Origin of the sequence: Thioalkalivibrio sp. XN279 (genome assembly GCF_011089885.1) — a bacterium.
GTDB lineage: Bacteria > Pseudomonadota > Gammaproteobacteria > Steroidobacterales > XN24 > XN24.
In genome coordinates, this window is record NZ_JAANBD010000023.1 from 194,237 (window position 1) to 216,419 (window position 22,183).

A 22,183-nucleotide genomic window follows, 5' to 3' on the forward strand; every position below is an offset into this window, starting at 1 on the left:
AACATGACAACCCAAGCGAAGCGCCTGGTCATCTGCCTCGACAACTCGGGTTACGAGGCGTCGCTCGAGCGTCTTAAGATCTACGTGGCTCTGCCTGACTCTGCCGCGGAGAGCAAAGGGCAGCTGCGTATCATCGACGAATCCGGCGAAGACTACCTTTACCCGACTGAACGGTTCGTGATCGCCGACCTTCCTCAGGCGACGCGCCGCGCGGTGCTCGAACTGGCCTGACTCCCAAGCCACTCCAGCACGCCCCGCGGCTGGATGCCCAGTTCCCCGAAACCCGGCCAGTCCCCGCGCGGCACGTTGTCGCGCGCCATCAGCACCACCTGGTCGTAGGTCAGCGGCGGGTTGGGCAGCAGGCCCATCAACGTGGCGAGGAAGCGCCACGCGAACATGGGCATGGGCATGAGCAGCCGGCGCCGGCCTTGGGCGGCGAGCACGCCCTCGACCAGTTCGCGATAGCTCAGGTTCTCGCCGCCGCCGAACTCGTACACCGGTGCCGGCGGCGCGTCGTCGCCGAGCAGGTGCGCCGCGGCCTCGGCCAGGTCGTCGGCCAGCACCGGCGCAAGGCGCACGCGGCCGCTGCCGAACAGCGGCACCACCGGCATGCGCGTGGCGAACTCCAGCCCGCCGAGCAGGGCGTCGCCCGTGCCAAAGAGCACGCTCGGGCGCAGGATCGCGGCCCCGCGGAAGGCTGAGCGCACCAGTTCCTCGCCGCGCCAGCCGGCACGCACGAAGGACGAGGGCGATTCCGGGTGCACGCCGAGGCCCGAGACGTGCAGGAAGCGGCGGACGCGCTGGGTCCCGGCATGCTGCGCCAGGTCGGCGGCGCCGCGCACGTGCACGTCCTGGAAACTCGGCCCGCCGCGCTTCTCCACGTACAGGCTGACCGCGTTCACCACCGCGTCGGCGCCGCGCAAGGCACGCGCGAAGGTCCCCGGGTCGGTGATGTCGGCGGCGACCAGCTCGATTTCATGCCCGGGCATGGCCCAGTGCGGGCACTCCGGGTGGCGCGCCGCGATGCGCACGTGCCCGCCGGCCTCGGCGAGGCAGCGCACGATGCGACTGCCAAGAAAGCCGGTGCCGCCGAACACGGTGGTGCAGGAGGGAGGCATGAGCTAGAGACTAGGACATGCGGGCGGGGGTTGCAGGCGCGTCGCGCCTGGTCAGCCCCAAAGCATCCCCACCAGCTGTTCCCCCACCGCCGGCGCGGTCCAGTAGGCGGCGTGGGCGGTGAGCCAGCGGGTGCGGGTGCGCACGTGGTGGCCGTTGAGCAGCCAGCCGGCGGCGTCGGCATGGGGGCGGTAGCGGCGCTCCACCGGGCTCTCGGCCTCGGTGCAGACCATGCACTCGCCGAACACGCGGCCGGTGACGACGGGGTCGTGGCGGCTGAAGAAGTTGTGCCAGGGGAAGCGCTCGCAGTCCGAGGGCAGGGTGCTGAGCGGAAAGCGCGGGAAGACGTGCAGGCCGAAGAGCCTGAAGTCCAGCCCGAGCGGGCTGCCGAGCGTCACCAGCCCCTGCGTCGCCCACAGGCGGCGGTCGTTGCCGGCGAAATGCTGCGGCGACTCATTGACCAGCTCGTTGACCGCCTGCAGCGCATAGAGCGTGCCCAGGCTGTGCGCCACCACCAGCACGCGATGGCCGGCGGCGTGCGACTCGAGGATGGACGCCTTGAGGCCGGCGCGCACCTGTTGCGCCGTGCTGCCGTCGGCGATGCTGAGCAGCACGTCGCCGACCAGGTCCACCGCCGTGGCCAGCGCCAGCCCCGCCAGCGGCCGGCCGCGGGCGATGGCCAGCGAGACCAGCTTGCCGAGCCGCACCGTCGGGTGGCGGTCCTTGCGGTCTTCATAGACGTACTGGCGGACGGTGTAGTTCTCGGAGATGCCGCTCGCCACCAGCGCATCGTTGACCAGCTTCGATACCGCGCGGTCGTGCCGCAGCTGGCGCGCCCGGCCGCGCTGCGCGCCGTGCACGACGATGAGGTGGGGCGGCTTGTGCAGGTCGACGGGCATGGGCGGATTTTAGGTGGCTTATAGTGTCCCTGCACCCGCCACGAACGAGCCGCTCGCCATGCAACCTCTCCCCACCCAGGAATCCGCCTGGGACTACCCGCGCCCGCCGCGCATCGAGCGCATCGACTGGCCGCTCAAGGTCGAAGACGGGGGCATGATCCTGGCTGCCACCACGAACGGCCTGCGGGTGCTCGAGACTTCGCACCCGCCGTGCTTCTACTTCCCGCCGGAGGACATCGATTTCTCCCGGCTTGAGCCCAGCGCCACGCGCACCTTCTGCGAGTGGAAAGGGCAGGCGCGCTACTGGCACCTGCGCACCGACCATGGCCTGGTCGAGGACGTGTGCTGGGCCTATCCGCAGCCGACCGACGAACGCATCCGGGGCCACGTGTCCTTCTACGCCGGGCGGGTCGAGGCCTGCTACGTCGCCGGCGAGCGCGTGCAGCCGCAGGAGGGCGACTTCTATGGCGGCTGGATCACTTCGTGGGTGCGCGGGCCGTTCAAGGGCGGGCCCGGCACGCGTGGCTGGTAGGCGGCGATGAACAAGCCAAGAGTCGCCGTGGTGCTCGGGGCGAGCGGCTACATGGGCTCAAACCTGGCGCCGGCCCTGGCCGAGGCCGGCTGGCAGGTGCGCGCGGTGGCGCGCAACAAGGCCGTGCTCGAGGCGCGCGAATGGCCGGGCGTGGAATGCTGGTCCGCGGACGTGCTCAAGCCCGAGACGCTCACGCCCGTGCTCGAGGGCGCCGACGTCGTGTTCTACCTCGTGCACATGATGTGGAGCGGCGGCGACTTCGTCCCGGTGGAGCGCCGCGCCGCGGAGAACGCGCGCAAGGCCTGCGAGGCCGCCGGGGTGCGCCGCATCGTGTATCTCGGCGGCATCATGCCGAAGGCGACGCTGTCCCGGCACATGGAGGGCCGGGCGATGGTCGGCGACACGCTGCGCGAGGGCCCGGTGCAGGTGATCGAGCTGCAGGCGGCCATGATCGTCGGGCCCGGCTCGGCAGCCTTCGAGGTCATCCGCGACCTCGTCAACCACCTGCCTTTCATGATCACGCCGAAGTGGGTGCGCCGGCGCTCGACGCCGATCGCGCTGGAGAACGTGCTCACCTACACCATTGCCGCCGCGGACCTGCCGTTCGAAGGTCACCGCACGCTGGAAATCGCCGGACCGGAGGTCCTCACCTACCAGGAGATCATGGACATCTACGGCGAGTTCGTCGGCAAGAAGCCGCTGGTGCTGCCCGTGCCGGTGCTCACGCCGCGGCTCTCCAGCTACTGGCTGTATTTCGTCACCTCCGTGCCGCCGACCACGGCCATGTCGCTGGTCGAGGGCATGGCGCACGACTACGTCGGCGAAGACCACGAGATGCGCGAGCTCGTGCCGCAGCGCCTGCTCACCTTCCGCGAAGCCGTCGCCGTCACGCTGGAGGCGGAGCAGAACCGCCAGACGCCGGCGCGCTGGGTCGAGGGCGCTATCGCCTGCCGCGACTGGAACCCGCAGTACTCGTTCTATGCGAAGAAGTTCTGCGGCGAAAAGGAAACCAGCGCTTCTCGCGAGTCACTGTTCAAGGTGCTGCAGCAGTTCGGCCGCGAGGGTGATTTCTTCTCCTACCGGCCGCTGTGGTGGCTGCGCCGCGCCTTCGACTGGCTCATCGGCGGACCGAGCTTCCGCACCGGCCGGCGCGATCCTGACACGCTGCGCATGGGCGACATCGTGGACGGCTGGCGCGTGCTCGGCCTGAAGCCGAACGAGCGCCTCACGCTGTCGATGCTGATGCGCGCGCCCGGCTCGGGCCTGCAGGAGTTCAACATCCGCGAGCGCGACGGGAAGCGCGTGGTCGAGCTCTGTTCCTACTGGCACCCGGCCGGGTTCTGGGGACTGCTGTACTGGTACGGCCACCTGCCGCTGTACAGCCCGCTGGTCAATGGTGCGGTGGCGGAGATCGCTAGGAGGGCGGAGGCGCTGGAGGCGGAGCGGGCGGCAGTGGCGGACTAGCCGGTGCTGCTTCAGGCCGGCACGGGTACCGCCACGACCTCGAGCCCGTCGATCCCGGCGAAGTCCGCTGGGTTGCAGGTGTAGACGGGCAACTCGTTGGCGATCGCCGTCGCCGCAATCATGGCGTCGTAGGCGCGCGCCCTGGTCTTCCGGCCCGTGCGGCGCAGGGACGCAGCGACCCCGGCGAACGCACGCGCCGCCCGGGCATCGAAGGGCAGGGCTTCGAAATCCGATTCCGCCTGTTGCAGGTGCGCCTGGCGCGCCGCGCGCTCTTCGTCCGTGGCGGCGATGAGCGGTCCGACCGAGAGCTCCGCCAGCGTGACGGCCGCAATGCAAGGCTCGGCCGGCAGCAGCGCAGGGTCGGCCAATCGGGGCAAAAGGATCACCGTGCTCGTGTCCAGCAGGCCCCGCTCATGGATCACGTTCGCCGGCATTACAGCGAGGAATCCAGGAGACTGTCGAGGTCCGCGCGCAGCTGTGCCGGATCGACCGCCGGCAGCCCGTGCCAACGACTCAGCAGCGTCGCTACCGGCACCGGTCGCCGCGGCAGCGGGCGAAGCTCCGCCACAGGCCGGCCATCGCGCGTCACCGTCAGCACTTCGCCGTGCTCGACCCGTTCAAGCACTTTGCCACCCTGGTTACGCAAGTCTCGTATGGTTACCTCGCTCATGCCGGCGAATGTATCACCGGTGAGACAGCGGCCGCAATTGCTCACCCACCCACCCCGGAACTCCCATCCAGCAACCGCACCATGGCGCCGTAATCCGGCGGCTTGCCGTCCCACTTGCAGCGGAACGTCTCCGCGGAGACGCCGTGGTGATGATTGCCGGCAGCGAGCAGCGCCAACGGATCGCCCGTGAGGACCAGCGGCCGGGGCACGTCCGGGATGCGTTCGCCGTCCGGGCGGGTGAACACCAGCGCGCCGTCGTCGGTGACGCGAAGGCCGTAGCCGCCCTCGTGCAGCAGCCGGTGATGCGCGCTGCAGAGTTCCACCAGGTTCGATAGCTTGGTCTCGCCGCCGTCGGCCCAGTGATGCACATGGTGCGCATCGACGTGGCGGGTGTGCGTGCAGCCCGGGAAGCGGCAGCCACGATCGCGTAGCCGCAACGCTCGCCGGATCGCTGGCGGCACGGCTCGCGTCTTGCGCCCCACCGACAGGATCTCTTCGCCGTCGTGCAGCACCGGCACCAGCCCGGCCTCGCAACCGAGCCGGCGGACGGTCTCCTCGGCCAGTGCCGGCGCGTCGGGATCCGGCACCGGGCCGTCCGCGTCGCGCCTGAGGTCGAGATGCACGTGGACCTGGTACTTCTCCGCGAGCGATCGCGGCCGGCCGTCCGGCTCGAGATAGGACTCCGCGACCCGCACCAGGGCGTCGGCCCGGCGCGCGCAGCGCGTCTCCGCGGAGACGTCCTCGTCCGGGTAGGCGGGCGGCTCGTCCCAGAACGAGGGCGGCGTCTCCGCGGAGACGTCATCTTCCCGGTCGCGACCTTCCAGCGACGCCTTCGCCGCCTCGACGGCCCGCAACACCACCGCCGCCTGCTCGGCAGGGAGGCGGACGCGGAACGACACCATGCCGTCGTCCTCCTCCCACGAAGTGAAGGAGCGCTCGCGGTGCTGGCCCATGGCCGCGGCGTTCTCGCCGTAGCGACGATACAAGCGGGCGAATCTCTCCATCTGCGAGGCCGTGGAATGCCGCGCCCACATCAAAAGGGTCGACTCGTTCTCCGGCGTGGCGACGCGGATGACAGCGCGCACCTGGGCGAAGGAGAGCCGGCCGGCGCGGAACGCCTCACGGATCTGAGGTAGGCCCGGCAATGCGCGCGCGACGCGGAACCGTTCCCGCGCGGCGCCGAGTGAATAGCCGCAACGCCACTGCAGCCAGTGCGCCGCCGTCGGCCAGCCGCTCCAGCCCTCGAGCTCGTCGAACTCGCGCAGCATCTCGATGAGGCGGTAAGTGGCGGCGTTGATATGGGCAGCCAGCGAGGCGATCTCGCCCTCGAGCTCGGCCGCGCGGGCCTGGCGGGCGAAACCCTCGGGGTTCAGTGCTGGACCAGGTTGGCGGTGGTCTGCGTGGGACATTGCGGCGCTCCCGGATACTGTTCGGACATACAGTATTGTTGCGCCGATGCCGTTGAGTCGCAATCGGTTATTTCTATGGGTTTTGTCGAGAAAGTCCGGGTTATCAGGCGATCACGACAACAGTCGCACCCGCTTGCCAAACTTTGCCTTGAGCTTCCGGTCGGCGCTGACGAGAGGCACATCCAGGTAGTCCGCCAGCGCGACAAATTCGCAATCGTAGGCCGAGCAACCCGAGCTCGCGGCCAATGCGAGCACCGATTCGGAATCCACCGCGAACTCCAGTGGCGCCAGCAGCCGTTCGGCTTGCTCCTGGATGGCCTGTGCGATCGGCAGTTCGATGCGCCCCAGGCGAATGAGCGTCGCAAGCACGTTACGAAACTCGCTGCGCCACAACAGCGGCGCCGCCCACTCCGCGTCCCGGCGACGCAAAGCCTCCGCCGCCTTCGTGCGGTCACCCGGCACGAGAAGATAAGCAATCACATTGGTGTCGATGACGATCACCGCCGCCCCTGGTCGATCGCCGCCTCGATGTCATCGAGCGTCAGCGGCGGGCCCGTGTAGCGCTCGCGCAGGCGACGCGCCTGTTGCAGCGATTCCTCGACGTCCACGGGATGGGGCGCCAGCGCCTGCTCCAGCCGGGCAAGGATCTCGCTGTTGAGGCTGCGGTGATGCCGGTCGGCGGCCATCCGGATTCGCCTGTACAGGGGTTCGGGGATATTCTTCAAAGTGATGGACGTGCTCATGGGGGGCGGCCCTGGGCGAAACCGAAATGGTGCCAATATGGTATCCGTTTCGATTCCGCTGCCCAAGTCTCGGCAGAATGCACGATCACCGGGCCTGGCGCAGCGGGAGAAAACTGGTGAGGGCGCACAGAAATGACGACACTCGCAGAACTGACAGCCACCACCAGGTGGACGGAAATCAAGGCCGCGCTGGCGTGGCTTTACCCCGACGAACGCCCGCGACTGGATGAATATCGTCGCGTCCTGCGGGAGCTTCGCGCGTCGCGGTCTGAAGCAAGTTCCATGCGGATCGCGATCGAGTGCGCACCACGCCTGGAACCTGACGAGGAACCGGCCCTCGAGGTGATCGGGCGAAATGGCACTTGCAACCGCGACCTGGAGGAGTTCGCCCACTGGGACGAGCGCGCCCGAGCCGAGCACGGCGCCGAGCAGACCAGATGGTCCCTGGCGTTTCACCCCTGGCGCGAATGGCTTGGCATGACCATCGAGCCGGCCACCCTCGACGCTCGTTCGCCGGCACATGTGGTAGCGCACTGCCTGTACGACATGACGTTTCACGGCTTCTGCGAGGCGACCGTCCAGGACACCCACCAGGAGTTGCTCCGCAGGGTCGCGGAGGTTGACGCCATGTCGGAGGAAGAGAAGGCCGAGAAACTTATCCCGTTCGAACAGGTCATGGCGGAACTTCGAAAGGGGATGGAGGACTGATCGGCGCCCCGAGCGCTTCCCGCTCAATAGCCTGACACTTTAGTCCGGCGGCTTGCCGTCGCACCTGCAGCGGAACGTCTCCGCGGAGACGCTGTTGTTGTATTGAAGCGCATTTCGGGGTCAAGCGGACAAATTGAACCACTCGTTTCATAGAGACCGCTGAGGTTCACTGACTCTCGCACTGACAGCGAGATGGAGCATGAGCCCGACGATCTTTCGCGCCCGCGGTTACCGGTTCCTCTTCTTCTCGAGGGAGGAAACACGTATGCATGTGCATGTGTTGTGTTCCTCGGGCGAAGCCAAGTTCTGGCTCGAGCCCGACCTCGAGCTGGCTAGGAATTTCGGGCTATCACGAGCACAATTGAAAGCGTGCGAGAAAATCATTGAGGAGCACCGCGATGAACTCATCGCCGCATGGCACAAGCACTTCAGCGGTTGAAGTGACCCAGGTCTCGCCGCACGGCGTGTGGCTGCTCGTGCGCGGCGAAGAGCTGTTCATGCCCTTCGATGACTTCCCGTGGTTCCGGGGGGCGTCGGCGGATGCGGTATCACGTATCGAGGAACCTGTGCCGGGGCACCTCTACTGGCCGGACCTGGATGTAGATCTCGGCCTGGAGACCATCCGGCACCCCGAGCGTTTCCCGCTCAAGAGCAAAGCCTAAAACCCCTTCCGCGCCACCTTCTCGTGGGTCTCGTTGACCAGCATCAGGGCCGCCGAGCCGTAGTACGTGTGGTACTCGGCGATCATCTCGCCGTGGATGACGACCGGGTCGGTGGCGACGAGCGCCGCGGCCTCTTCGAGGTCGTCGACCGCCAGGATGAACAGGCCGCGCCAGCCGTCCACGCCGTCGAGCGGGCCTGCTAAAGCTAACTTCCCTTCCGCCGCGAGCCGCTTCATGTTGGCGAAGTGGCCGCGGAACATCTCGTCGCGCGCCGCGCCGGCGGGCACCGGCGTCGGGCCGGTCTTGAGGATGACCAGCACGTACTGGCGCATGCCGTACTCGTCCGCGCCGAGCGTCTCGGCCAGCGCCGCGTCGAAGGCCGGGCTCTCCGGCGCGGGAGCATCTGCGGCGAGCGCACCGCCGGCCAGCAGCAGCAATGCGGCCAGGGCCGCGAGTCGGATCGCATTCATGTCATGGCCTCCAATTGCCTACGTTGACCCCGAACTCCACCTTGAAATCCGTGGCGTGGACCTTGGGGACGAGCCGGTGTTGCCTCCGGGCGAGCGATACGATGCCGTAGCCCTCGAGCATCTTGAGCGTCCGCGAGAGATTGCTCTTCTTGCGACCCGAGAGCTGCTCCAACTCGGCAAGGGATTGCGGGTTCTCTGCTGCGATGAGGCGCAGCAGCTCCTGGTTGTCGGGACTCAGGGCCTCGGCCATGGACCGCAGCGATTCGAACCACACCTTAGGCTCGCCGGAACCGGGCTTGTACTCTCCACGGGCGATCGCCATCGTGCGCCGGATGTAGTCGTCGCGCGAGATGATGCCTACATTGATGACGCTGGGTTTCATTGCTAGTAGTCGTTATCACCTGAAGATAACCGGAGCGTATCACCGGTGAGCTGCTGTCCCAAGTATTTAACCCGAGAATCAACAGATATCGGGCGTTCCGACGGCAATCGTGCCCCGTTAGACTGAAATCATGATGACGTCCCGTCCTGGCCACTCTAGCGGCGCCATGAGTGCCGCCGACTTGTTGCGTGATGCGCAACGCCGTACAATCGCCCCGTGATCCAGTCCTTCCGACACAGGGCGCCCCCACTGATGGCCATGCACAACCCTCCGCATCCCGGCGAGTTCATCACCGAGGTCTACCTCGCTCCCCACGGAATGAGCGGGAGAGAGCTGGCCGCACGGCTCGGCGTGGCGCCCTCGACCCTCAGCCGGGTGCTTGCCGGCGCCAGCGGCGTAAGCCCCGAGATGGCGCTGCGACTGTCCAAGTGCCTGGGCCGCACGCCGGAGAGCTGGCTGGCCATGCAGTGCGCTTATGACTTGTGGAAGGCCCGCCGGGAGACTGACCTGCGGCAGGTTTCGCGGCTCCGGCCGACTGCGTTATCGCGGTCCTCTCGCTGAAGGACCTCGGCGCGCAAGCGAACTGAGCGGCGCCCCGGCCATGGCGTCGCAAGGCCTCCGCGGCTTAGAGCCTGCACGGTGAGAAAGCCACCTCGGGAAAACCCGGGGCGGCTTTCTGCATCAAGCTCTCGTCGCGCCGGTCTCCTCAGTTCTTCTCGACGCCTAACGCGGCCCAATTACGAACACAGTGTGTGTCGTTAGGGTCGCTGACAGTCGTGCCGAAGCGCAGGCTTTCATTGTCGAACCCGGCGATATAGTGAAACTCGATCGACTCATCCGGTTCGAGTTCGACCATGTGCAGCGTTCGGAACGTGTACTCGTCAGCAATGAAGCTCACTGTAAACGTGCAAGCCTTCGTATCATCGTTGTAAAAGACCAGGTCGTGGACAATCATGGGCGTGTCAATACTCATTCCGGCGTAATCCCATGTGCCGGAATCGGACACCGGCATCGGACGCGCCACGTCGACCTGGATCGGCTCAGCCACGGTGACCGGGATCGCCTCCGAGGCCTCGTTCAGCACGAAGACGTCCTGTGTCAACGGGAAGTTTGTGACCTCGACCTTGCCGTCGAGCAAGGCGGGTGGCCCAGGTGGTGCGGCCGCAACTGGCACAGCCAAAAGCAACGCAGCGACGGCGGTCGTCCAAGCATGGCTTAGACGAATTCCATACTTCAAAGTGGTCATGACGGTGCTCCTTGCAGTTCTTTTATCCTCGCGAGCACCCGCGCCTGGAATGCGGCAGGCGCTCGTAAAAAGAACATAGGCACGCTTACCGGATATTGCCAATTTGTTTGTCTGAACGAGCCCGTCCCGCCCTACAACTGCTTCGCAATCACCCGCGCGATGTAGTCGCCCCAGCCGACGGGGGCGGCCTCGGTCCACTCGGTGGAGCGGGCGAAGTCGACCTCGAACAGCTCGCGCTCGAGGGCCTCGACGAAGCGCGGGTCGGAGGTGGCGAGGTTGGTTTCCTGGTTGATGCGCAGGCTGAGCTTGTCGAAGTTGGCGGAGCCGATGATCGCCCAGTCGTCGTACAGCGCGGCCTTGGCGTGGGTCATGCCGGGGTAGACGAACACGCGCACGCCGTGGCTGATGAGCATCTGTGCGGCGACCAGGTTGGCGCTGTTCATGATCTTCGAGTCGCCCTCGGAGGGGAGGATCATGCGCACGTCGACGCCGCGGCGGCGCGCGCGGATGAGCTCGGCCAGCACCTGGCTGTCGGACCCCGTCCGGCGCGCGATGCACGACGAAATCCGCGCGGCGGACCGCCACCAGCGTGGCCTCGCCGGCCGCGGCCGGGGCGAACTGCTCCAGCAGCGCGGTGACCAGCGCCCGCCAGCGCGGATAGCCGAACAGCGCCACCGGCTCCCAGTCCTCGGCGAGCTCCGCCGGCTTCGCCGGCAGCGGCGTCTCGATGTCCATCACCGCCATGCGCAGGTGGTGGCCCGGCTCGTCCGGGCCCGGCGGCGACCACGCCGCGACCAGGCCGGCCTCACCCTCGTCGAAGTCGTAGCGGATGAGCAGGTGGCCGTCGCGGTAGAAGGCGCCGGCCGGCTGCAGCGAGACCAGCGCCTGCACCTCGGCGTCCGCGGTGTCGGCCGGGCCGGACGAGGTGCAGGCCGCCAGGGTGATTGCGAGGAACAGGAGGCAGGCAGCCGCGAAGTGGGTTCGCAGCACGGGCGGCACCGTTGGACGGTGGCGGGGCATGAACAGAGTTTAGGTGGATTCCCGGTGTTGGGGGAGTGGGAGGTCGGGCGCCTTGACTGCTCAAATCTCCGGGATATCCAGAGATTCTGGTTGTTCATGCCCGGCCTCGGTTCGCTATAGACTCTGGGTCAAGAGCCTGGATTCGCCGGCTTCGGATGACGCTCGAGGACGACTGAGGCGACCCCTCTTTACTAACCTATTTATTTGTTTGCGCTTGCCATTAGTGAACATATGTATTAGTTTGCGCGGGTCGTAAGCTAATTTAAAGGTTAGTAACATGCGTGCCCAAGACCGGGTGCTGGCCCGGCGCCAGCTTGATAAGCGGCTGATCGCGATCAAAAATCCTGAAGACCTCGCGCGCCCGCCACGCGGCTGGGTCAAGGCTATTCGCGAGGCGCTCGGCATGACCGCCTCGCAGCTCGGTGCACGGCTTGGCGTCAGCCAGGTTCGCGCGCTCGCGCTGGAGAAGGGCGAAGTCAGCGGCAGTATCACGCTGGCCTCGCTCGAGCGGGCGGCCCACGCGCTGGATTGCCGCCTGGTCTACGCGCTCGTGCCGCGCAAGCCGCTCGAAGAGCTCGTGGAAGAGCGCGCAGCGAATCTTGCCGGCCGGCAGCTGCAAGCCACGCGCCACACGATGGCGCTGGAATCACAGTCAGTCGATGCGGCCGAGGAGTCTGCGCAATTCAAACGGCTGAAGCAGGAACTGATCGACAAGGCCGGGTCCGCGTTGTGGGAGGAGCAATGAACGACCCGCTCGGCCCGCGGGACGATGCAGAGACGCCGCTCAGCCCGGAAGAGCGCGAGGGGATCATTCCGTCCTACATCACGTTGCGCGGCGAGCTCAACGCAGCCGAACAGGACAACATCCTGGAGGCCGAGAGCTGGGGGTTTCGCCGTCGGCGGAACGTGCTTGATGAATCATTCCTGAGCAACCTGCATCGGCGGATGTACGGCCGCGTCTGGCGCTGGGCGGGCCAGTACCGGCACAGCGACAAGAATATCGGCGTCGACTGGCCCACTATTCCGCAGCATTTGCGCCAGCTTCTCGATGACGTCCGCTTCTGGGTCGACCATCACACGTACGGGGCTGACGAGATTGCGGCACGCTTCCATCACAGGCTGGTCTGGATTCACTGTTATCCCAACGGCAACGGGCGCCACGGCCGGCTGGCCGCCGATCTCCTGCTCGCTTCGCTCGGCCAGCCACGCTTCAGTTGGGGCCGCGCGAACCTCGTTGACGTGAGCGAGACCCGGCTGCGATACGTCGCTGCACTCCGGGCCGCTGACAGCCACGACATCGTCCCGCTGTTGGAATTCGTGCGGTCATGACGCCAACCCGGGACGTATCAACCGCCCGCCAATTTCTTAAGCAGGCTAAGCAGCGACCGTAATTCCCGCCGTCCGCGAGCGGGGCGCCGGCCGCACGACGATCTCCACGTCCTGGTCGAGCGAGACCAGCGCCTGCATCAGGCGTTTCCGCGAGATGTTCTGCCGCACTGCCCAGGCTCACCCCCTGAGCCCCCCAGCCCCCAAACTGGTACCGTCCACCCCGGACTGACTCCGAGGACCTTTCCGCGGGCCAGTGCCGCAAGGGCACGCAGATTCCCTACCTCTCACACCTGATGGCCGTGGCCAGCCTCGTCATGGAGGCGGCCGCCGACGGCGACGGCGAGATCCCCGAGGACTTCGAGGACCTGGTCATCGCCGGCCTGCTGCACGACGTGGTCGAGGACTGCGGCGGACCGCCGCGGCTCCGGGACGTGCGGGCGCGCTTCGGCGACCGTGTCGGCGACATCGTCGAGCACTGCACCGACGCGATGCCGGCCGCGGGCGAGCAGAAGCCGCCGTGGCCCGAGCGCAAGCGCGCCTACCTCGCCAGCCTCGAGCACAAGGACGACTACCGCGCCCTGCTGGTCACCGCCGCCGACAAGCTGCACAACACCCGCGCCATCGTCACGGACCTCAGGAGGTACCAGCGCGAGGGCTGGCCGCAGGAGGATTTCTGGGTCCGCTTCGTGGCTGACAAGCCGGATACGGACCTCGAGAGACGCGTGCCGGAGATCCTCTGGTACTACCAGGCGCTGGCGGACGTGATTTCGCGCAAGGCCGAGGCAGAGGCCGAGGTAGCTCCGTCGGCACGGCTCGGGAGGCTGGCGGCGGACCTGCAGGGTGTGGTGCAGGAGATTCTGGGGTTTGCGGGGGATGCCGGGTTCAGTTTGAGAGCGCCGTTGTCATAAGTTCGTCTCGCACTCTACGAGGTTAGTCTGAACAGCATGGACTTGCATGCTGAGGCTGCCCGGGCCCGAATTTCGGTATGCACCATTGGACTTTGAGATGGCATAGAGCTATTCGGTACCGCCCTTCCCTAACTTGATCGAGCCATTTTCTGTGGTATTGACGTGGATCCGGAAAGGCGCCCAATGGGCCGAGAGTGGCTGTCAGGATCGTGGCATAATTGAGTGGTAATCGGGGGTCAACAGTGCGCCTTGGCGGTCGGGTTTGCGTCTACAACAATGCGCGGACGAGGTCGAAGCATGAAGTATCGGGTCATTGATCTATTTTCTGGAGCAGGGGGGTTGACCTGTGGATTCGTCGACCCTGGCTTCTGCGGGGAATTCACATCGGTCTTAGCCATCGACAATGACCCCGACGCCGTGTTGACCCACAAGGCGAACTTCGGACCACATGCACTCTGCGTCGATATCGAGAAGTGGCTTTCCGAGACCAGGTCCCTTCCGTTAGCCGATATCGTGATCGGTGGTCCCCCCTGTCAAGGGTTTAGTTTGTTGAACAAGAACCGAGAGGGGGATCGACGTCGCGGGCTATGGGAGCCCTACATGGATGTAGTAGAGAGATCAGCTGCAAGTCTATTCCTTATCGAAAATGTTGAGGGTCTCTATAAATCGCCGGAGCTTGTAGCTATAAGGTCGCGAGCGAAGGCCCTGGGATTTGACACTGCGGCGACAATACTTAACGCGGCGGATTATGGTGCGCCGCAAACGCGCCGCCGCACGATTGTGCTTGGTTGGCGCACGGGGCTTGATGAGGCGCCGCTCTTATTCCCGCCGCCACAAACGCATTTTCCTCCGGATGATTCCCGGCAGCCCAAATGGAGGACAGTACGGGACGCTATTGAGGACTTGGGCCGCCCAGTCGGTACTGAGATCCGTAGTTGTCAGCCTCCCGATAATCTGCATTTCGGTCGAAGCCCTACGGATATAAGTTTGCGCCGCTATCAATGCGTTCCTGAGGGCGGGAATCGCTTCGATCTTCAGAGAAATGCGCCTGATATCACACCGCAGTGTTGGATAAGAAAGACTAGCGGCGGCACGGATTTGTTCGGCCGCCTCTGGTGGGATCGGCCCTCTGTGACAATCCGCACGGAGTTCTTTAAACCAGAGAAGGGTCGTTACCTCCACCCAACCCAACATCGACCCATAACCCATAGAGAGGCTGCCCGGCTGATGGGCTTTCCGGACCGCTTTGAATTCCGTGGCAGGAAGATCAGTATCGCGCGCCAGATTGGAAACGCCGTCTGCCCGCCGTTGGCTGGAGCGCTGGCTCGCATGTGTGCGGAATTGCTGCAGAGAAGGGATCAGGCTGCGGCTTGAGTATTTGGCTGCTCGTGTGATTTCGGATGGTCGATTCACTAGATCCTGATCAGCGCCGCCGCTGCATGGCCTCGAACCGGTCCTGCGATACATCGCCCGAGACGAGACTTCGGCATCAACTCTGGCGTCGAGGACTGCGGTATAGGTTGAAGGTCCCTTTGCCTGGGAAACCAGATATCGTGTTTACAGGCTCAAAGGTTGCTGTGTTCGTCGATGGGTGCTTCTGGCACGGGTGTCCCAAGCACAAGAATTTGCCGAGGACAAACGCAGACTTCTGGAAGAAGAAGATCGATGCTACCCGCGCCCGAGATAAGAGAGTCACCCGACAACTTCAACGGGACGGCTGGTCCGTAATTAGAGTTTGGGAGCATGATCTGGGACGGCGCCTCGCAGTGACGGTGGGACGTATTGAGAAGCATGTTCGGACAAGAATGGCCCACTCCGGAAAAAACTAGCCGGTTGAGAGAGAGGGAATATCTGTCATGAGTCCGGACCATCCCGACTTCGAACTCCTAGATCGAATTAGGCGCGAAGTCCTTGCACGGGCGGGCGGTTTAGAGGCTCTTCGAGACGCGTTTCCCGTTCTGATTCGGGATGCGATAGACGGGGTCGTTGATACTCCACGCACCGCCCGGTTGAAACTCGCGGATATCGAGAAAACTGAGAAGACCTATCTAGGCACTAGGGTTGAAATCCTATTTCGAGATTTTCTCGGCCTGCGGAAGGGCGTTCTCGATCTTGTCGTCGACGGCGTTGATGTCGATATAAAAAACACGATCGGAAGTAATTGGATGATCCCAACCGAGGCCGTTGGGAAGCCCTGTATTCTTATCCGGTCCAACGAGGCGAAGTTCCTTTGTTCTCTTGGCTTGGTCGTGGCTCACGATGCTTATTTGACAGTCGGTGCGAATAAGGACAGCAAACGGTCCTTGTCCGCCCTAGGCCGGAAACAGATCATGTGGCTTTTGGAAGATGAGCCGTATCCCTCCAATTTCTGGGCTACGAAAGACGTTGCGGAAGCGATTTACATCACCGATCCGGCTGTGCGCGCGGCTAATGAACGCATCGTCAGGTTGTTCACTACAACCTTAAAGGTGCCTATTGATCGTAGAGTGATCGAGGGCGTAGCACGCCAGAAAGACCCTATGAAGAGGCTTCGCAAAAATGGCGGTGCCCGGGACGAGTTGGCGCTAATGGGTATCGCCTTGCTATCAGGAAAGTACCACGGCGAAATGATCGCCGAACTTGGTCTGCCATCGTGTTCCCCGGACCAGTTCATCGCTTACAAGCCAGAGACTCAAGCCGAACGGGAGCTGCTTGAGCGATGGGACCACCTGCCTTCGTCCGTTTAGCATTGCTCAAATTCAGTCCCAGCTTCACCGAAATTTTGAGTAACGACCGCTGGCTAGTCGTAGCCGAGGCGGACATTTTCGAGCCGCATTTGCCTGGGTATTTCGCCGAGATCGTCGAGCACCGCACCGACGACATGATCGCGCCCGGCGAGGCCAAGCCGCCTTGGGTCGAGCGCAAGCAGGCCTACCTCGCCATGCTCGAACACAAGGACAACTACCGCGCGATCCTCACCGACCTCAGGACCTTCGTCCGCGAGGGCCAGCCGCAGGAAGAGTTCTGGCGCCGCTTTGTGGACGACAAGCCAGGCACGGACCTCCAGCAGCGCGTGCCCGAGATCCTCTGGTACTACCAGTCGCTGGCGAATGTCATTTCGCGGAAGGCGTAGGAGAAGGCCAGGGTGGCGGCGCCGGGACGGCTCGGGCAAATGGCGGGGGAGCTGGAGAGTGCGGTGGGGGAGATGGTGGGGTTGGTGGGGTTTGAACCCCGAGCCCCAGCGCCCTGAGGGAATACGTATTGAGTCAAGGGCCGATATTGGGCTAGAAAGCCCAGAAAGGCGCACCCGGAGATAGCATGGACTGTCCCTTTTGCGAGCCTTCGCAAGAGCGAGTTTTTTACCAGGATGACCTGATTTGCTGCCTGTGGGACGCGTTTCCGGTCTCTGACGGCCACGCGCTCGTGATCACTCGACGGCACGTGCCGACTTGGTTCGAGGCCACGCCCGAGGAGCAGGCAGCCGTCACGCGCGGAATCGAGATTGCCCGGCAAGAGATCGAGAAGACCCGGCAGCCAGATGGCTACAACGTCGGCTTTAACGGAGGGAAAGCTGCCGGCCAGACTGTGTTCCATCTGCATGTCCACGTGATCCCGCGTTTTCGCGGGGACGTCGAGGATCCGCGGGGCGGCGTGCGGCATGTGATTCCGGGCCGGGCCGTATACGAAAAAGCATCGGACAGACGCAGGGGGACGGATGTCTCTTAGCGCCTACCAAGAGAAGTTCCGGGAGCTGAAGGTCAACCAGGCGGGCGGCCGCTACAGCCCGCACAAGATCTGCATGCTACTGGCCGTGCTCGACATGGCACGGAGCGGCGCTCTGACGAGGAACCGGATCGAGTACTCCCCAGCATTGCTGGAGCGGTTTCTAGAATACTTCGACGCGGTACGATCGCCCGGCGATCATCCAAAGCCGAACTATCCCTTCTTCCACCTCAAAGGTTCCCTGCAGGGTCGCCGCGCCTCATTCTGGCACTTGAAGGCGAAGCCAGGACGCGAGGCGGTCCTTCGCACCATGCGCTCGGCCCGATCACCGCAGGATATCGAGGAGAACATCGAATACGCCTACCTGGATTATGAGCTGTTCGAGTTGCTCCAGGACCCAGTCGCCATCGACCTTCTCTCTGCGACCCTAGCCGAAACATGGTTCCACCGGGGCCTTGATGAGCTTGGGAAGGTCGTCGAGATCAAGAGCCAAGTCTCGAACTACGAGCTTCAATTGCGCCAACTCGGACGGGCGATCAAGGATGAGGCGGGGCCGCCAGCCTTCGTGCGAGACCCCGCATTTCGTCGCCTCGTCACAGAGATTTATGACTACCGGTGTGCTGCAACCGGTCTGAGGCTTGTGCTGCCAGACGGCTCGGCAATGGTCGAGGCGGCTCACATCATCCCCTTCGGCGAGAGTGGCGACGATGACCCACGTAACGGTCTGGCCCTAACGCCTGATATGCATTGGGCGATGGACCAGTCCCTCATCGCGCCAGGTACTGATTTTCGTTGGCGGGTCAGTCCTCGGTTGGACGAACGGATTCCTGATCATCAAGTCTTCACCCGTTTGGCGGGGAAGCCACTCATCCTCCCCTCTGAAGCGCGAATGTATCCTCGTCGTGACGCGTTGGAGTGGCGTCTAAAAGCACTGAGGTTTGTATGAGAGGTAACGACGAGCGGATGCGACGGACCGCTTTCGTCCATGTCCGTCGGCTAACGGAGATTAGGTAGCACCTCACCGCGGCGGACCTTAAGCCTGGGTTCACGTTTGAAGGTGACTAGGACCCTTTGGCGAACCTGCAGCCCAGCATAGATGCATTAATTACTTGCGGAAGGTCTTAATCCGCCGAGATTTTTCATGCGGTGGTGGAGGTTCGCGTCGGGGAGGCGGTTTCTAAGCTTCGCACGGGGCTGGTACTGATGGGCGGAGGAAAGCAGCGCGGAGCCATCGGGGCAACACGGCTAGCCGCCTTTCTTCTTTCTTCTAGCCTTCGCTTTTAGCATTCTCCGAGTCCGACGGTTCGGTCCCGCCGTCGGACTCGGATGGAACGAGGAATCATCAATAGCCTTAGGGAACTCTTCCCCACGAAACGCACGCGTTTCGAAGGTGCCTGGTCGCATAATTCCAAAATTCTCAATATCAGTATCTAAGTTTTGGTGGAGTTCGTCAGTCCATTCGGGCTGCTCGGCAAACAAGAGATCTTGTGACGATCCATCATGGTCTTTCCCGGTTGGCGGAGGTTCAGTTCCAATCCCGATCACGCGTTGAAGGTGGGGGTACTTTCGTAGGAAAAGGAGGGCATAAATGCGCAGGAAATTTCGGCGCACTTCTCTATAGTGTTCATAACCACCCGGAGGCGGCGGATCAGGTACGGCCAAGGTCATAAAATAGAAAGCAGTGTCTGCGCCTGTATGGCTCTTACCCATCAACACCGCTCGAGAGAAACGAGGCTGATCGCGCCCGTTCTCTAGAGCCTCCAGAAATGCCTGCCCTAGAACGCGCCGCAGAAACCGTGGCACGAGCGCCATATGACGAATGCCAGCTTCATAAGTGTTGAGGTCGAAATCGGACTCGTCGCCTGTCAGAACTGTCCCGTCCAGCATTGTTCTCGTGAAATGCTCAATAAGGCGATCCCAAACGTATGAGACTTGATCGGCATTCTTTTTCGCTAGGTACTGGGGATGGCTACTTATGTGGTCATAGGTGCCCTCTTCAATGGCAATGAAATCGCTATCCTGAAGATCGGTGCCATCAGGCGTCGTAAAGTCATGCCGTTCGTCCCCACTCATATGGGTCGTGTAGTAGGCGACGAGTTCCTCTTCCCCCGCAGCGCTAATTAGTTGCCCACGCCTTATTAGGCGTTCCTTGCGGCGCAGGTATTCGGTCATGTCACGGACGGTGTCGAGTTCTTGCATCACTACGTCGAGGGTTACGTCATCGAGTACATGCACGAACGGACCATTCGGGTTAACGTCGCCTACCGAGAAGGGGAGAGATGAATCCGGCTGGAGATGGTCTTCACCAACGATGCTGGGCGTCACCATTAAGCTGCCGGAGCCGCCACCAAAGTAACTCCGACAAGCTTCACCAGCGCCAAGCGCTACGATGATTCCGTGCATTCGCCGCCGGTCCGGCGGCGGAAGAGATATGGGAACTGGCTTACTGCATTCACGGTCAATAAACAGCCGATCTGGGAACTGGTCAATCCAACGCATGGCGCCGTTTACTTGCTTCAGGGACTGCCAGACCGCACGCCTGAACCACCGTTGCCAAGCGACCGCTAAATCGCAGTTTTCTGGCCAGGCAATAGTCTTGTCGCTGAATACGAGGACATCATCTCCGCAGACCACTAACAGGTCGCAGACTTCTTTGCCGTTCCCATTGCCAGCATTACCCTGGTCCCGATATACGTTGGGGTAAGTCCAGAGATTAACAAATGATTTCTCGGCCAGCTTGGCCAAGTATCGCTCGGACTCGGTTGTTCCTTTACTGCGATCAAGGCCAGCCAAATCTCGCAGCCTCCGTTACGAAACGCGTAGCCATGTTCCTCGGCGGTGGCTACTCCTGGTTCCGCCCCGCCCTCAAGAGCTGTCGCGCGGCATTTAGGTCGATTTTGAATTTGTAACCCTGAGCCTCAAGAAGGGCCAGAAGGTTCTGACCATTCAATAGGGTAAGCGGCTTGCCGTTAGCGAACTCGAATGCGTCACGACCATAGTTGCTAGTTGTTACGAGGATACCTTTCATTGCACCCTCGTTTAGCACAGTCCCATATAGATCGCGGACCGCGCTCACGTCGACTGTGTGCGCGTATCGTTTGGCTTGAATGACGATTTTCCCGCCAGTTAGCGGGTCTGGATCGAAAATGATCGCGTCGACACCGCGGTCGCGACTCGCCTGGGTGACACGGACTTCGGCTCCATTTCCGGAGAACTTCCGTTCGAAGAGTTCTCTAATTAGATGCTCGAAGTCCTGCCAGTCCATAGTTGCGAGGTTTTCGTCGCCGACAGAATCCAGCACCTCTCGTGAGTCCACGAGCCTCCTGTCGCTTTTGTCGAGTTGGATGACTGGTTGTACTGGTACAAGTTCATGGATTTTCGAGGCGGAAATCCCCTTGAAGCTTCTGAAGCACTTCTGGGGATCAACTTTGTGGAGGACGATCTGTTTCAGTGTCTCTGGGGGCGCCGCGACAGAGAGGATGACGTCGGATCGTCGCTGGCCGGTGGCAGAATCGTCAGAAACGACGAATCCATTGATCGCGACGAGAGAAACTGCGCTCGATTCATCGACCCAAGCGGTTTCCCAGAGAAGTCGCAAGGCGATGAGGTATGTCATCGACTCTGCGAATTGTTTAGCCTCTGCTTTATTGGCCGATACGGTCTTGCCTCCTCGCTTTAGCTCCCTCCACTTAAGGACCGACAGGCGCGGAATGTTGGGCAACTGGTAATCGATTAATAGTACTGACTGGTCCGAATCATAATGAACCTCGTAATTCCGCGGACACCAACCTGGTAGTGGTATCGCATCTAGATTCGCTCGGAAATAGTCCTCGACGCTACTGGGCTTGCGTTGGCGATACTTCTCACGCAGGCATTGGAAGCGCTCCCGGTCGGACTGTATTTGGGTATCCCATTCGGTCTTCAGTCTTGACCAAGTCTCGCGGAGTTCCTGACGTGCCTTCTCATACTCGTGTCTTGCATAATCCCAGAAGGCCTTTCGATCAGTATTGGCCAATTGGGCCCACCGGTTATAGGCGGACACGGCTTCCGCTTGTTCGTCGATCTCAGCAATTCGTTTCTTCCACTCCGCGTACTTTTCGGTGAGGTCGCGGGCCCGCGCCTCGCGCGTCGAGCTGGACGTCATTAAGGCGAGCATCTCCGAGATGGAAGGAGGATCGCTGTCTTTGGTTGGCGGCGGTGGGCGGTCGGGCGCCTGCTTTGGCGCTATCGCTTCGGTTGGAACAATTGGGAACTCTTCGAATTGAGGTGGGGGAACGGGAAACTCTGGGGCCTCAGATAGCGCTACATCAATCCGATGCCGAGATGCGGTCTCGATCGAGTCGAGGAAAGCTTGATAGTCTGACAAGAAAGCCTGGTTGGACGTGGAGGCGTTGGGATCAGTGGCTGTTCCACCTCTATCACCTAGGACGTTCGGTCCGAATGGGCTCCTCCAGCGGGGGTGAATATCTGTCGCTTTCCCATTTATGAGTTTTTGCTCCCAAAGTTTGACCGGGCGCGGTGGCGCGTGGTCCCAGCGAAGAGCGGTTTTCTTCCAAGCGCACGGGACTTTGAAACTCTCGGCGATCTCAGCTCGAAGCGGCCCGAAGGTGGATAGCACGTTTCGGAAGCGCTTGAGTCGCCACGAATCCGAATAAAACTCCGCTTGCCAGAACTTTTCCAGCTCTTTGGCTAGTCTGCGAGCCTCGTAAGGTGTTTCCGCCTCTATTTCTCGTCGGCGTTGGGAAAATGCGCACGACGCGATCGCCTTCGCCATTACCGTCCCTCGGCTGTTGGTGAAGATACTCCCTTGCGCGTAGATTACCGGAGAAAAAGCGTCACGGTATCTTGCCCGGTAAGCTTGCCTATTTGAAGGCACCTCATCAGCGCAATGAGGAACCGGGGCAAGCTTCTGTCTCGAACGCG

Annotated in this window: 29 protein-coding genes and 1 pseudogene; 17 read left to right on the forward strand and 13 right to left on the reverse strand. The window is 62.9% G+C overall.

Annotated elements, in window-relative coordinates:
- Positions 1-3: 3 nt before the first annotated feature.
- Complete coding sequence (locus G8346_RS03855) at positions 4-231, forward strand: hypothetical protein (protein ID WP_166048411.1); 228 nt, start codon at positions 4-6, stop codon at positions 229-231.
- Here G8346_RS03855 and G8346_RS03860 read toward each other — a convergent pair.
- Positions 195-1,118: an NAD(P)H-binding protein gene (locus tag G8346_RS03860; RefSeq protein WP_166048413.1), complete on the reverse strand. Its 924-nt coding sequence runs from the start codon at positions 1,116-1,118 to the stop codon at positions 195-197. The two genes, G8346_RS03855 and G8346_RS03860, sit on opposite strands and share 37 nt — an antisense overlap.
- 51 nt (positions 1,119-1,169) lie before the next feature.
- Entirely contained in the window at positions 1,170-2,015 is an 846-nt protein-coding gene (locus tag G8346_RS03865) for a hypothetical protein (protein WP_166048415.1), read from the reverse strand.
- A gap of 58 nt (positions 2,016-2,073) precedes the next feature.
- Between G8346_RS03865 and G8346_RS03870 the strand changes: the two genes are divergently transcribed.
- Together G8346_RS03870 and G8346_RS03875 are read left to right on the forward strand one after the other, a co-directional pair.
- Positions 2,074-2,547: a DUF427 domain-containing protein gene (locus G8346_RS03870; RefSeq protein WP_166048417.1), complete on the forward strand. Its 474-nt coding sequence runs from the start codon at positions 2,074-2,076 to the stop codon at positions 2,545-2,547.
- Positions 2,548-2,553: 6 nt separating this feature from the next.
- Entirely contained in the window at positions 2,554-4,011 is a 1,458-nt protein-coding gene (locus tag G8346_RS03875; protein WP_166048419.1) for a DUF2867 domain-containing protein, read from the forward strand.
- Between the two features lie 11 nt (positions 4,012-4,022).
- Here the strand turns inward: G8346_RS03875 and G8346_RS03880 are convergent, their stop codons facing one another.
- From G8346_RS03880 to G8346_RS03900, 5 genes are all read right to left on the reverse strand, one after another.
- Positions 4,023-4,445, reverse strand: a complete 423-nt coding sequence (locus G8346_RS03880) for a type II toxin-antitoxin system VapC family toxin (RefSeq protein ID WP_206202568.1) — start codon at positions 4,443-4,445, stop codon at positions 4,023-4,025.
- A complete protein-coding gene (locus tag G8346_RS03885) occupies positions 4,445-4,681 on the reverse strand; it encodes a type II toxin-antitoxin system Phd/YefM family antitoxin (protein WP_206202569.1) in 237 nt (78 codons plus the stop codon). The genes G8346_RS03880 and G8346_RS03885 overlap by 1 nt, the downstream gene beginning before the upstream one ends.
- A 41-nt stretch (positions 4,682-4,722) precedes the next feature.
- A complete protein-coding gene (locus tag G8346_RS03890; protein WP_166048422.1) occupies positions 4,723-6,090 on the reverse strand; it encodes an HNH endonuclease signature motif containing protein in 1,368 nt (455 codons plus the stop codon).
- Between the two features lie 111 nt (positions 6,091-6,201).
- Positions 6,202-6,591, reverse strand: coding sequence for a type II toxin-antitoxin system VapC family toxin (locus G8346_RS03895; protein WP_166048425.1), 390 nt, complete (start codon positions 6,589-6,591; stop codon positions 6,202-6,204).
- The gene (locus G8346_RS03900; protein WP_166048427.1) at positions 6,588-6,833 is read right to left on the reverse strand and encodes an Arc family DNA-binding protein; all 246 of its coding nucleotides are present in this window, start codon (positions 6,831-6,833) and stop codon (positions 6,588-6,590) included. Before G8346_RS03900 ends, G8346_RS03895 begins: the two co-directional genes overlap by 4 nt.
- Positions 6,834-6,965: 132 nt before the next feature.
- Here G8346_RS03900 and G8346_RS03905 point away from each other — a divergent pair, with 132 nt between their 5' ends.
- The 3 genes from G8346_RS03905 (at position 6,966) to G8346_RS03915 (ending at position 8,203) form a co-directional block, all read left to right on the forward strand.
- A complete protein-coding gene (locus tag G8346_RS03905) occupies positions 6,966-7,541 on the forward strand; it encodes a DUF6557 family protein (protein ID WP_166048429.1) in 576 nt (191 codons plus the stop codon).
- 199 nt (positions 7,542-7,740) lie between these two features.
- Positions 7,741-7,980 (forward strand): DUF4160 domain-containing protein, encoded by a 240-nt coding sequence (locus G8346_RS03910; protein WP_166048431.1) that lies wholly within the window; start codon positions 7,741-7,743, stop codon positions 7,978-7,980.
- Positions 7,940-8,203 carry a DUF2442 domain-containing protein gene (locus G8346_RS03915; protein ID WP_166048433.1) on the forward strand — a complete coding sequence of 88 codons (264 nt, stop codon included), beginning with the start codon at positions 7,940-7,942 and terminating at the stop codon, positions 8,201-8,203. The genes G8346_RS03910 and G8346_RS03915 overlap by 41 nt, the downstream gene beginning before the upstream one ends.
- Here the strand turns inward: G8346_RS03915 and G8346_RS03920 are convergent.
- Entirely contained in the window at positions 8,200-8,673 is a 474-nt protein-coding gene (locus tag G8346_RS03920; RefSeq protein WP_166048435.1) for a YciI family protein, read from the reverse strand. The genes G8346_RS03915 and G8346_RS03920 overlap by 4 nt on opposite strands.
- Position 8,674: 1 nt before the next feature.
- Positions 8,675-9,055 (reverse strand): transcriptional regulator, encoded by a 381-nt coding sequence (locus G8346_RS03925; protein ID WP_166048437.1) that lies wholly within the window; start codon positions 9,053-9,055, stop codon positions 8,675-8,677.
- Between the two features lie 219 nt (positions 9,056-9,274).
- Between G8346_RS03925 and G8346_RS03930 the strand changes: the two genes are divergently transcribed.
- A complete protein-coding gene (locus tag G8346_RS03930) occupies positions 9,275-9,616 on the forward strand; it encodes a HigA family addiction module antitoxin (RefSeq protein WP_370520536.1) in 342 nt (113 codons plus the stop codon).
- A gap of 145 nt (positions 9,617-9,761) precedes the next feature.
- On the opposite strand, the gene G8346_RS03935 is transcribed toward G8346_RS03930, so the two are convergent.
- Together G8346_RS03935 and G8346_RS03940 are read right to left on the reverse strand one after the other, a co-directional pair.
- Entirely contained in the window at positions 9,762-10,301 is a 540-nt protein-coding gene (locus tag G8346_RS03935) for a hypothetical protein (RefSeq protein ID WP_166048441.1), read from the reverse strand.
- Between the two features lie 131 nt (positions 10,302-10,432).
- Complete coding sequence (locus G8346_RS03940) at positions 10,433-10,825, reverse strand: phospholipase D-like domain-containing protein (protein WP_166048443.1); 393 nt, start codon at positions 10,823-10,825, stop codon at positions 10,433-10,435.
- Here G8346_RS03940 and G8346_RS03945 point away from each other — a divergent pair.
- The 10 genes and pseudogenes from G8346_RS03945 (at position 10,809) to G8346_RS03995 (ending at position 18,206) form a co-directional block, all read left to right on the forward strand.
- A complete protein-coding gene (locus tag G8346_RS03945; protein ID WP_166048445.1) occupies positions 10,809-11,441 on the forward strand; it encodes a hypothetical protein in 633 nt (210 codons plus the stop codon). The genes G8346_RS03940 and G8346_RS03945 overlap by 17 nt on opposite strands.
- Positions 11,442-11,598: 157 nt before the next feature.
- On the forward strand, positions 11,599-12,066 hold the full coding sequence (locus G8346_RS03950) for a mobile mystery protein A (protein WP_166048447.1): 468 nt from the start codon (positions 11,599-11,601) through the stop codon (positions 12,064-12,066).
- The gene (locus G8346_RS03955; protein ID WP_166048449.1) at positions 12,063-12,650 is read left to right on the forward strand and encodes a mobile mystery protein B; all 588 of its coding nucleotides are present in this window, start codon (positions 12,063-12,065) and stop codon (positions 12,648-12,650) included. Before G8346_RS03950 ends, G8346_RS03955 begins: the two co-directional genes overlap by 4 nt.
- 254 nt (positions 12,651-12,904) lie before the next feature.
- Positions 12,905-13,558: pseudogene (locus G8346_RS03965) on the forward strand (HD domain-containing protein); the annotation flags it as partial.
- 297 nt (positions 13,559-13,855) lie between these two features.
- A complete protein-coding gene (locus G8346_RS15065; protein WP_206202571.1) occupies positions 13,856-14,932 on the forward strand; it encodes a DNA cytosine methyltransferase in 1,077 nt (358 codons plus the stop codon).
- Positions 14,933-14,958: 26 nt separating this feature from the next.
- On the forward strand, positions 14,959-15,387 hold the full coding sequence (locus G8346_RS15070; RefSeq protein WP_166048453.1) for a very short patch repair endonuclease: 429 nt from the start codon (positions 14,959-14,961) through the stop codon (positions 15,385-15,387).
- Between the two features lie 27 nt (positions 15,388-15,414).
- Positions 15,415-16,284: a NaeI family type II restriction endonuclease gene (locus G8346_RS03980; protein ID WP_166048455.1), complete on the forward strand. Its 870-nt coding sequence runs from the start codon at positions 15,415-15,417 to the stop codon at positions 16,282-16,284.
- An 89-nt stretch (positions 16,285-16,373) separates the two neighbouring features.
- On the forward strand, positions 16,374-16,670 hold the full coding sequence (locus G8346_RS03985) for a hypothetical protein (protein WP_166048457.1): 297 nt from the start codon (positions 16,374-16,376) through the stop codon (positions 16,668-16,670).
- 185 nt (positions 16,671-16,855) lie between these two features.
- On the forward strand, positions 16,856-17,263 hold the full coding sequence (locus G8346_RS03990; protein WP_166048459.1) for an HIT family protein: 408 nt from the start codon (positions 16,856-16,858) through the stop codon (positions 17,261-17,263).
- Positions 17,253-18,206: an HNH endonuclease gene (locus G8346_RS03995; protein WP_166048460.1), complete on the forward strand. Its 954-nt coding sequence runs from the start codon at positions 17,253-17,255 to the stop codon at positions 18,204-18,206. Before G8346_RS03990 ends, G8346_RS03995 begins: the two co-directional genes overlap by 11 nt.
- 299 nt (positions 18,207-18,505) lie before the next feature.
- Here G8346_RS03995 and G8346_RS04000 read toward each other — a convergent pair whose 3' ends face one another.
- Entirely contained in the window at positions 18,506-20,005 is a 1,500-nt protein-coding gene (locus tag G8346_RS04000) for a hypothetical protein (protein WP_166048462.1), read from the reverse strand.
- A gap of 97 nt (positions 20,006-20,102) precedes the next feature.
- Complete coding sequence (locus G8346_RS04005) at positions 20,103-22,034, reverse strand: restriction endonuclease (RefSeq protein ID WP_166048464.1); 1,932 nt, start codon at positions 22,032-22,034, stop codon at positions 20,103-20,105.
- Positions 22,035-22,183 lie beyond the last annotated feature (149 nt).

What these genes read in the sequence shown, in the direction of transcription:
- G8346_RS03855 (WP_166048411.1), top strand. Translation starts at nt 4, where the DNA reads ATGACAACCCAAGCGAAGCGCCTGGTCATCTGCCTCGACAACTCGGGT.
- G8346_RS03860 (WP_166048413.1), bottom strand. Translation starts at nt 1,118, where the DNA reads ATGCCTCCCTCCTGCACCACCGTGTTCGGCGGCACCGGCTTTCTTGGC.
- G8346_RS03865 (WP_166048415.1), bottom strand. Translation starts at nt 2,015, where the DNA reads ATGCCCGTCGACCTGCACAAGCCGCCCCACCTCATCGTCGTGCACGGC.
- G8346_RS03870 (WP_166048417.1), top strand. Translation starts at nt 2,074, where the DNA reads ATGCAACCTCTCCCCACCCAGGAATCCGCCTGGGACTACCCGCGCCCG.
- G8346_RS03875 (WP_166048419.1), top strand. Translation starts at nt 2,554, where the DNA reads ATGAACAAGCCAAGAGTCGCCGTGGTGCTCGGGGCGAGCGGCTACATG.
- G8346_RS03880 (WP_206202568.1), bottom strand. Translation starts at nt 4,445, where the DNA reads ATGCCGGCGAACGTGATCCATGAGCGGGGCCTGCTGGACACGAGCACG.
- G8346_RS03885 (WP_206202569.1), bottom strand. Translation starts at nt 4,681, where the DNA reads ATGAGCGAGGTAACCATACGAGACTTGCGTAACCAGGGTGGCAAAGTG.
- G8346_RS03890 (WP_166048422.1), bottom strand. Translation starts at nt 6,090, where the DNA reads ATGTCCCACGCAGACCACCGCCAACCTGGTCCAGCACTGAACCCCGAG.
- G8346_RS03900 (WP_166048427.1), bottom strand. Translation starts at nt 6,833, where the DNA reads ATGAGCACGTCCATCACTTTGAAGAATATCCCCGAACCCCTGTACAGG.
- G8346_RS03905 (WP_166048429.1), top strand. Translation starts at nt 6,966, where the DNA reads ATGACGACACTCGCAGAACTGACAGCCACCACCAGGTGGACGGAAATC.
- G8346_RS03910 (WP_166048431.1), top strand. Translation starts at nt 7,741, where the DNA reads ATGAGCCCGACGATCTTTCGCGCCCGCGGTTACCGGTTCCTCTTCTTC.
- G8346_RS03915 (WP_166048433.1), top strand. Translation starts at nt 7,940, where the DNA reads ATGAACTCATCGCCGCATGGCACAAGCACTTCAGCGGTTGAAGTGACC.
- G8346_RS03920 (WP_166048435.1), bottom strand. Translation starts at nt 8,673, where the DNA reads ATGAATGCGATCCGACTCGCGGCCCTGGCCGCATTGCTGCTGCTGGCC.
- G8346_RS03925 (WP_166048437.1), bottom strand. Translation starts at nt 9,055, where the DNA reads ATGAAACCCAGCGTCATCAATGTAGGCATCATCTCGCGCGACGACTAC.
- G8346_RS03935 (WP_166048441.1), bottom strand. Translation starts at nt 10,301, where the DNA reads ATGACCACTTTGAAGTATGGAATTCGTCTAAGCCATGCTTGGACGACC.
- G8346_RS03945 (WP_166048445.1), top strand. Translation starts at nt 10,809, where the DNA reads ATGAGCTCGGCCAGCACCTGGCTGTCGGACCCCGTCCGGCGCGCGATG.
- G8346_RS03950 (WP_166048447.1), top strand. Translation starts at nt 11,599, where the DNA reads ATGCGTGCCCAAGACCGGGTGCTGGCCCGGCGCCAGCTTGATAAGCGG.
- G8346_RS03955 (WP_166048449.1), top strand. Translation starts at nt 12,063, where the DNA reads ATGAACGACCCGCTCGGCCCGCGGGACGATGCAGAGACGCCGCTCAGC.
- G8346_RS15065 (WP_206202571.1), top strand. Translation starts at nt 13,856, where the DNA reads ATGAAGTATCGGGTCATTGATCTATTTTCTGGAGCAGGGGGGTTGACC.
- G8346_RS15070 (WP_166048453.1), top strand. Translation starts at nt 14,959, where the DNA reads ATGGTCGATTCACTAGATCCTGATCAGCGCCGCCGCTGCATGGCCTCG.
- G8346_RS03980 (WP_166048455.1), top strand. Translation starts at nt 15,415, where the DNA reads ATGAGTCCGGACCATCCCGACTTCGAACTCCTAGATCGAATTAGGCGC.
- G8346_RS03990 (WP_166048459.1), top strand. Translation starts at nt 16,856, where the DNA reads ATGGACTGTCCCTTTTGCGAGCCTTCGCAAGAGCGAGTTTTTTACCAG.
- G8346_RS03995 (WP_166048460.1), top strand. Translation starts at nt 17,253, where the DNA reads ATGTCTCTTAGCGCCTACCAAGAGAAGTTCCGGGAGCTGAAGGTCAAC.
- G8346_RS04005 (WP_166048464.1), bottom strand. Translation starts at nt 22,034, where the DNA reads ATGGCGAAGGCGATCGCGTCGTGCGCATTTTCCCAACGCCGACGAGAA.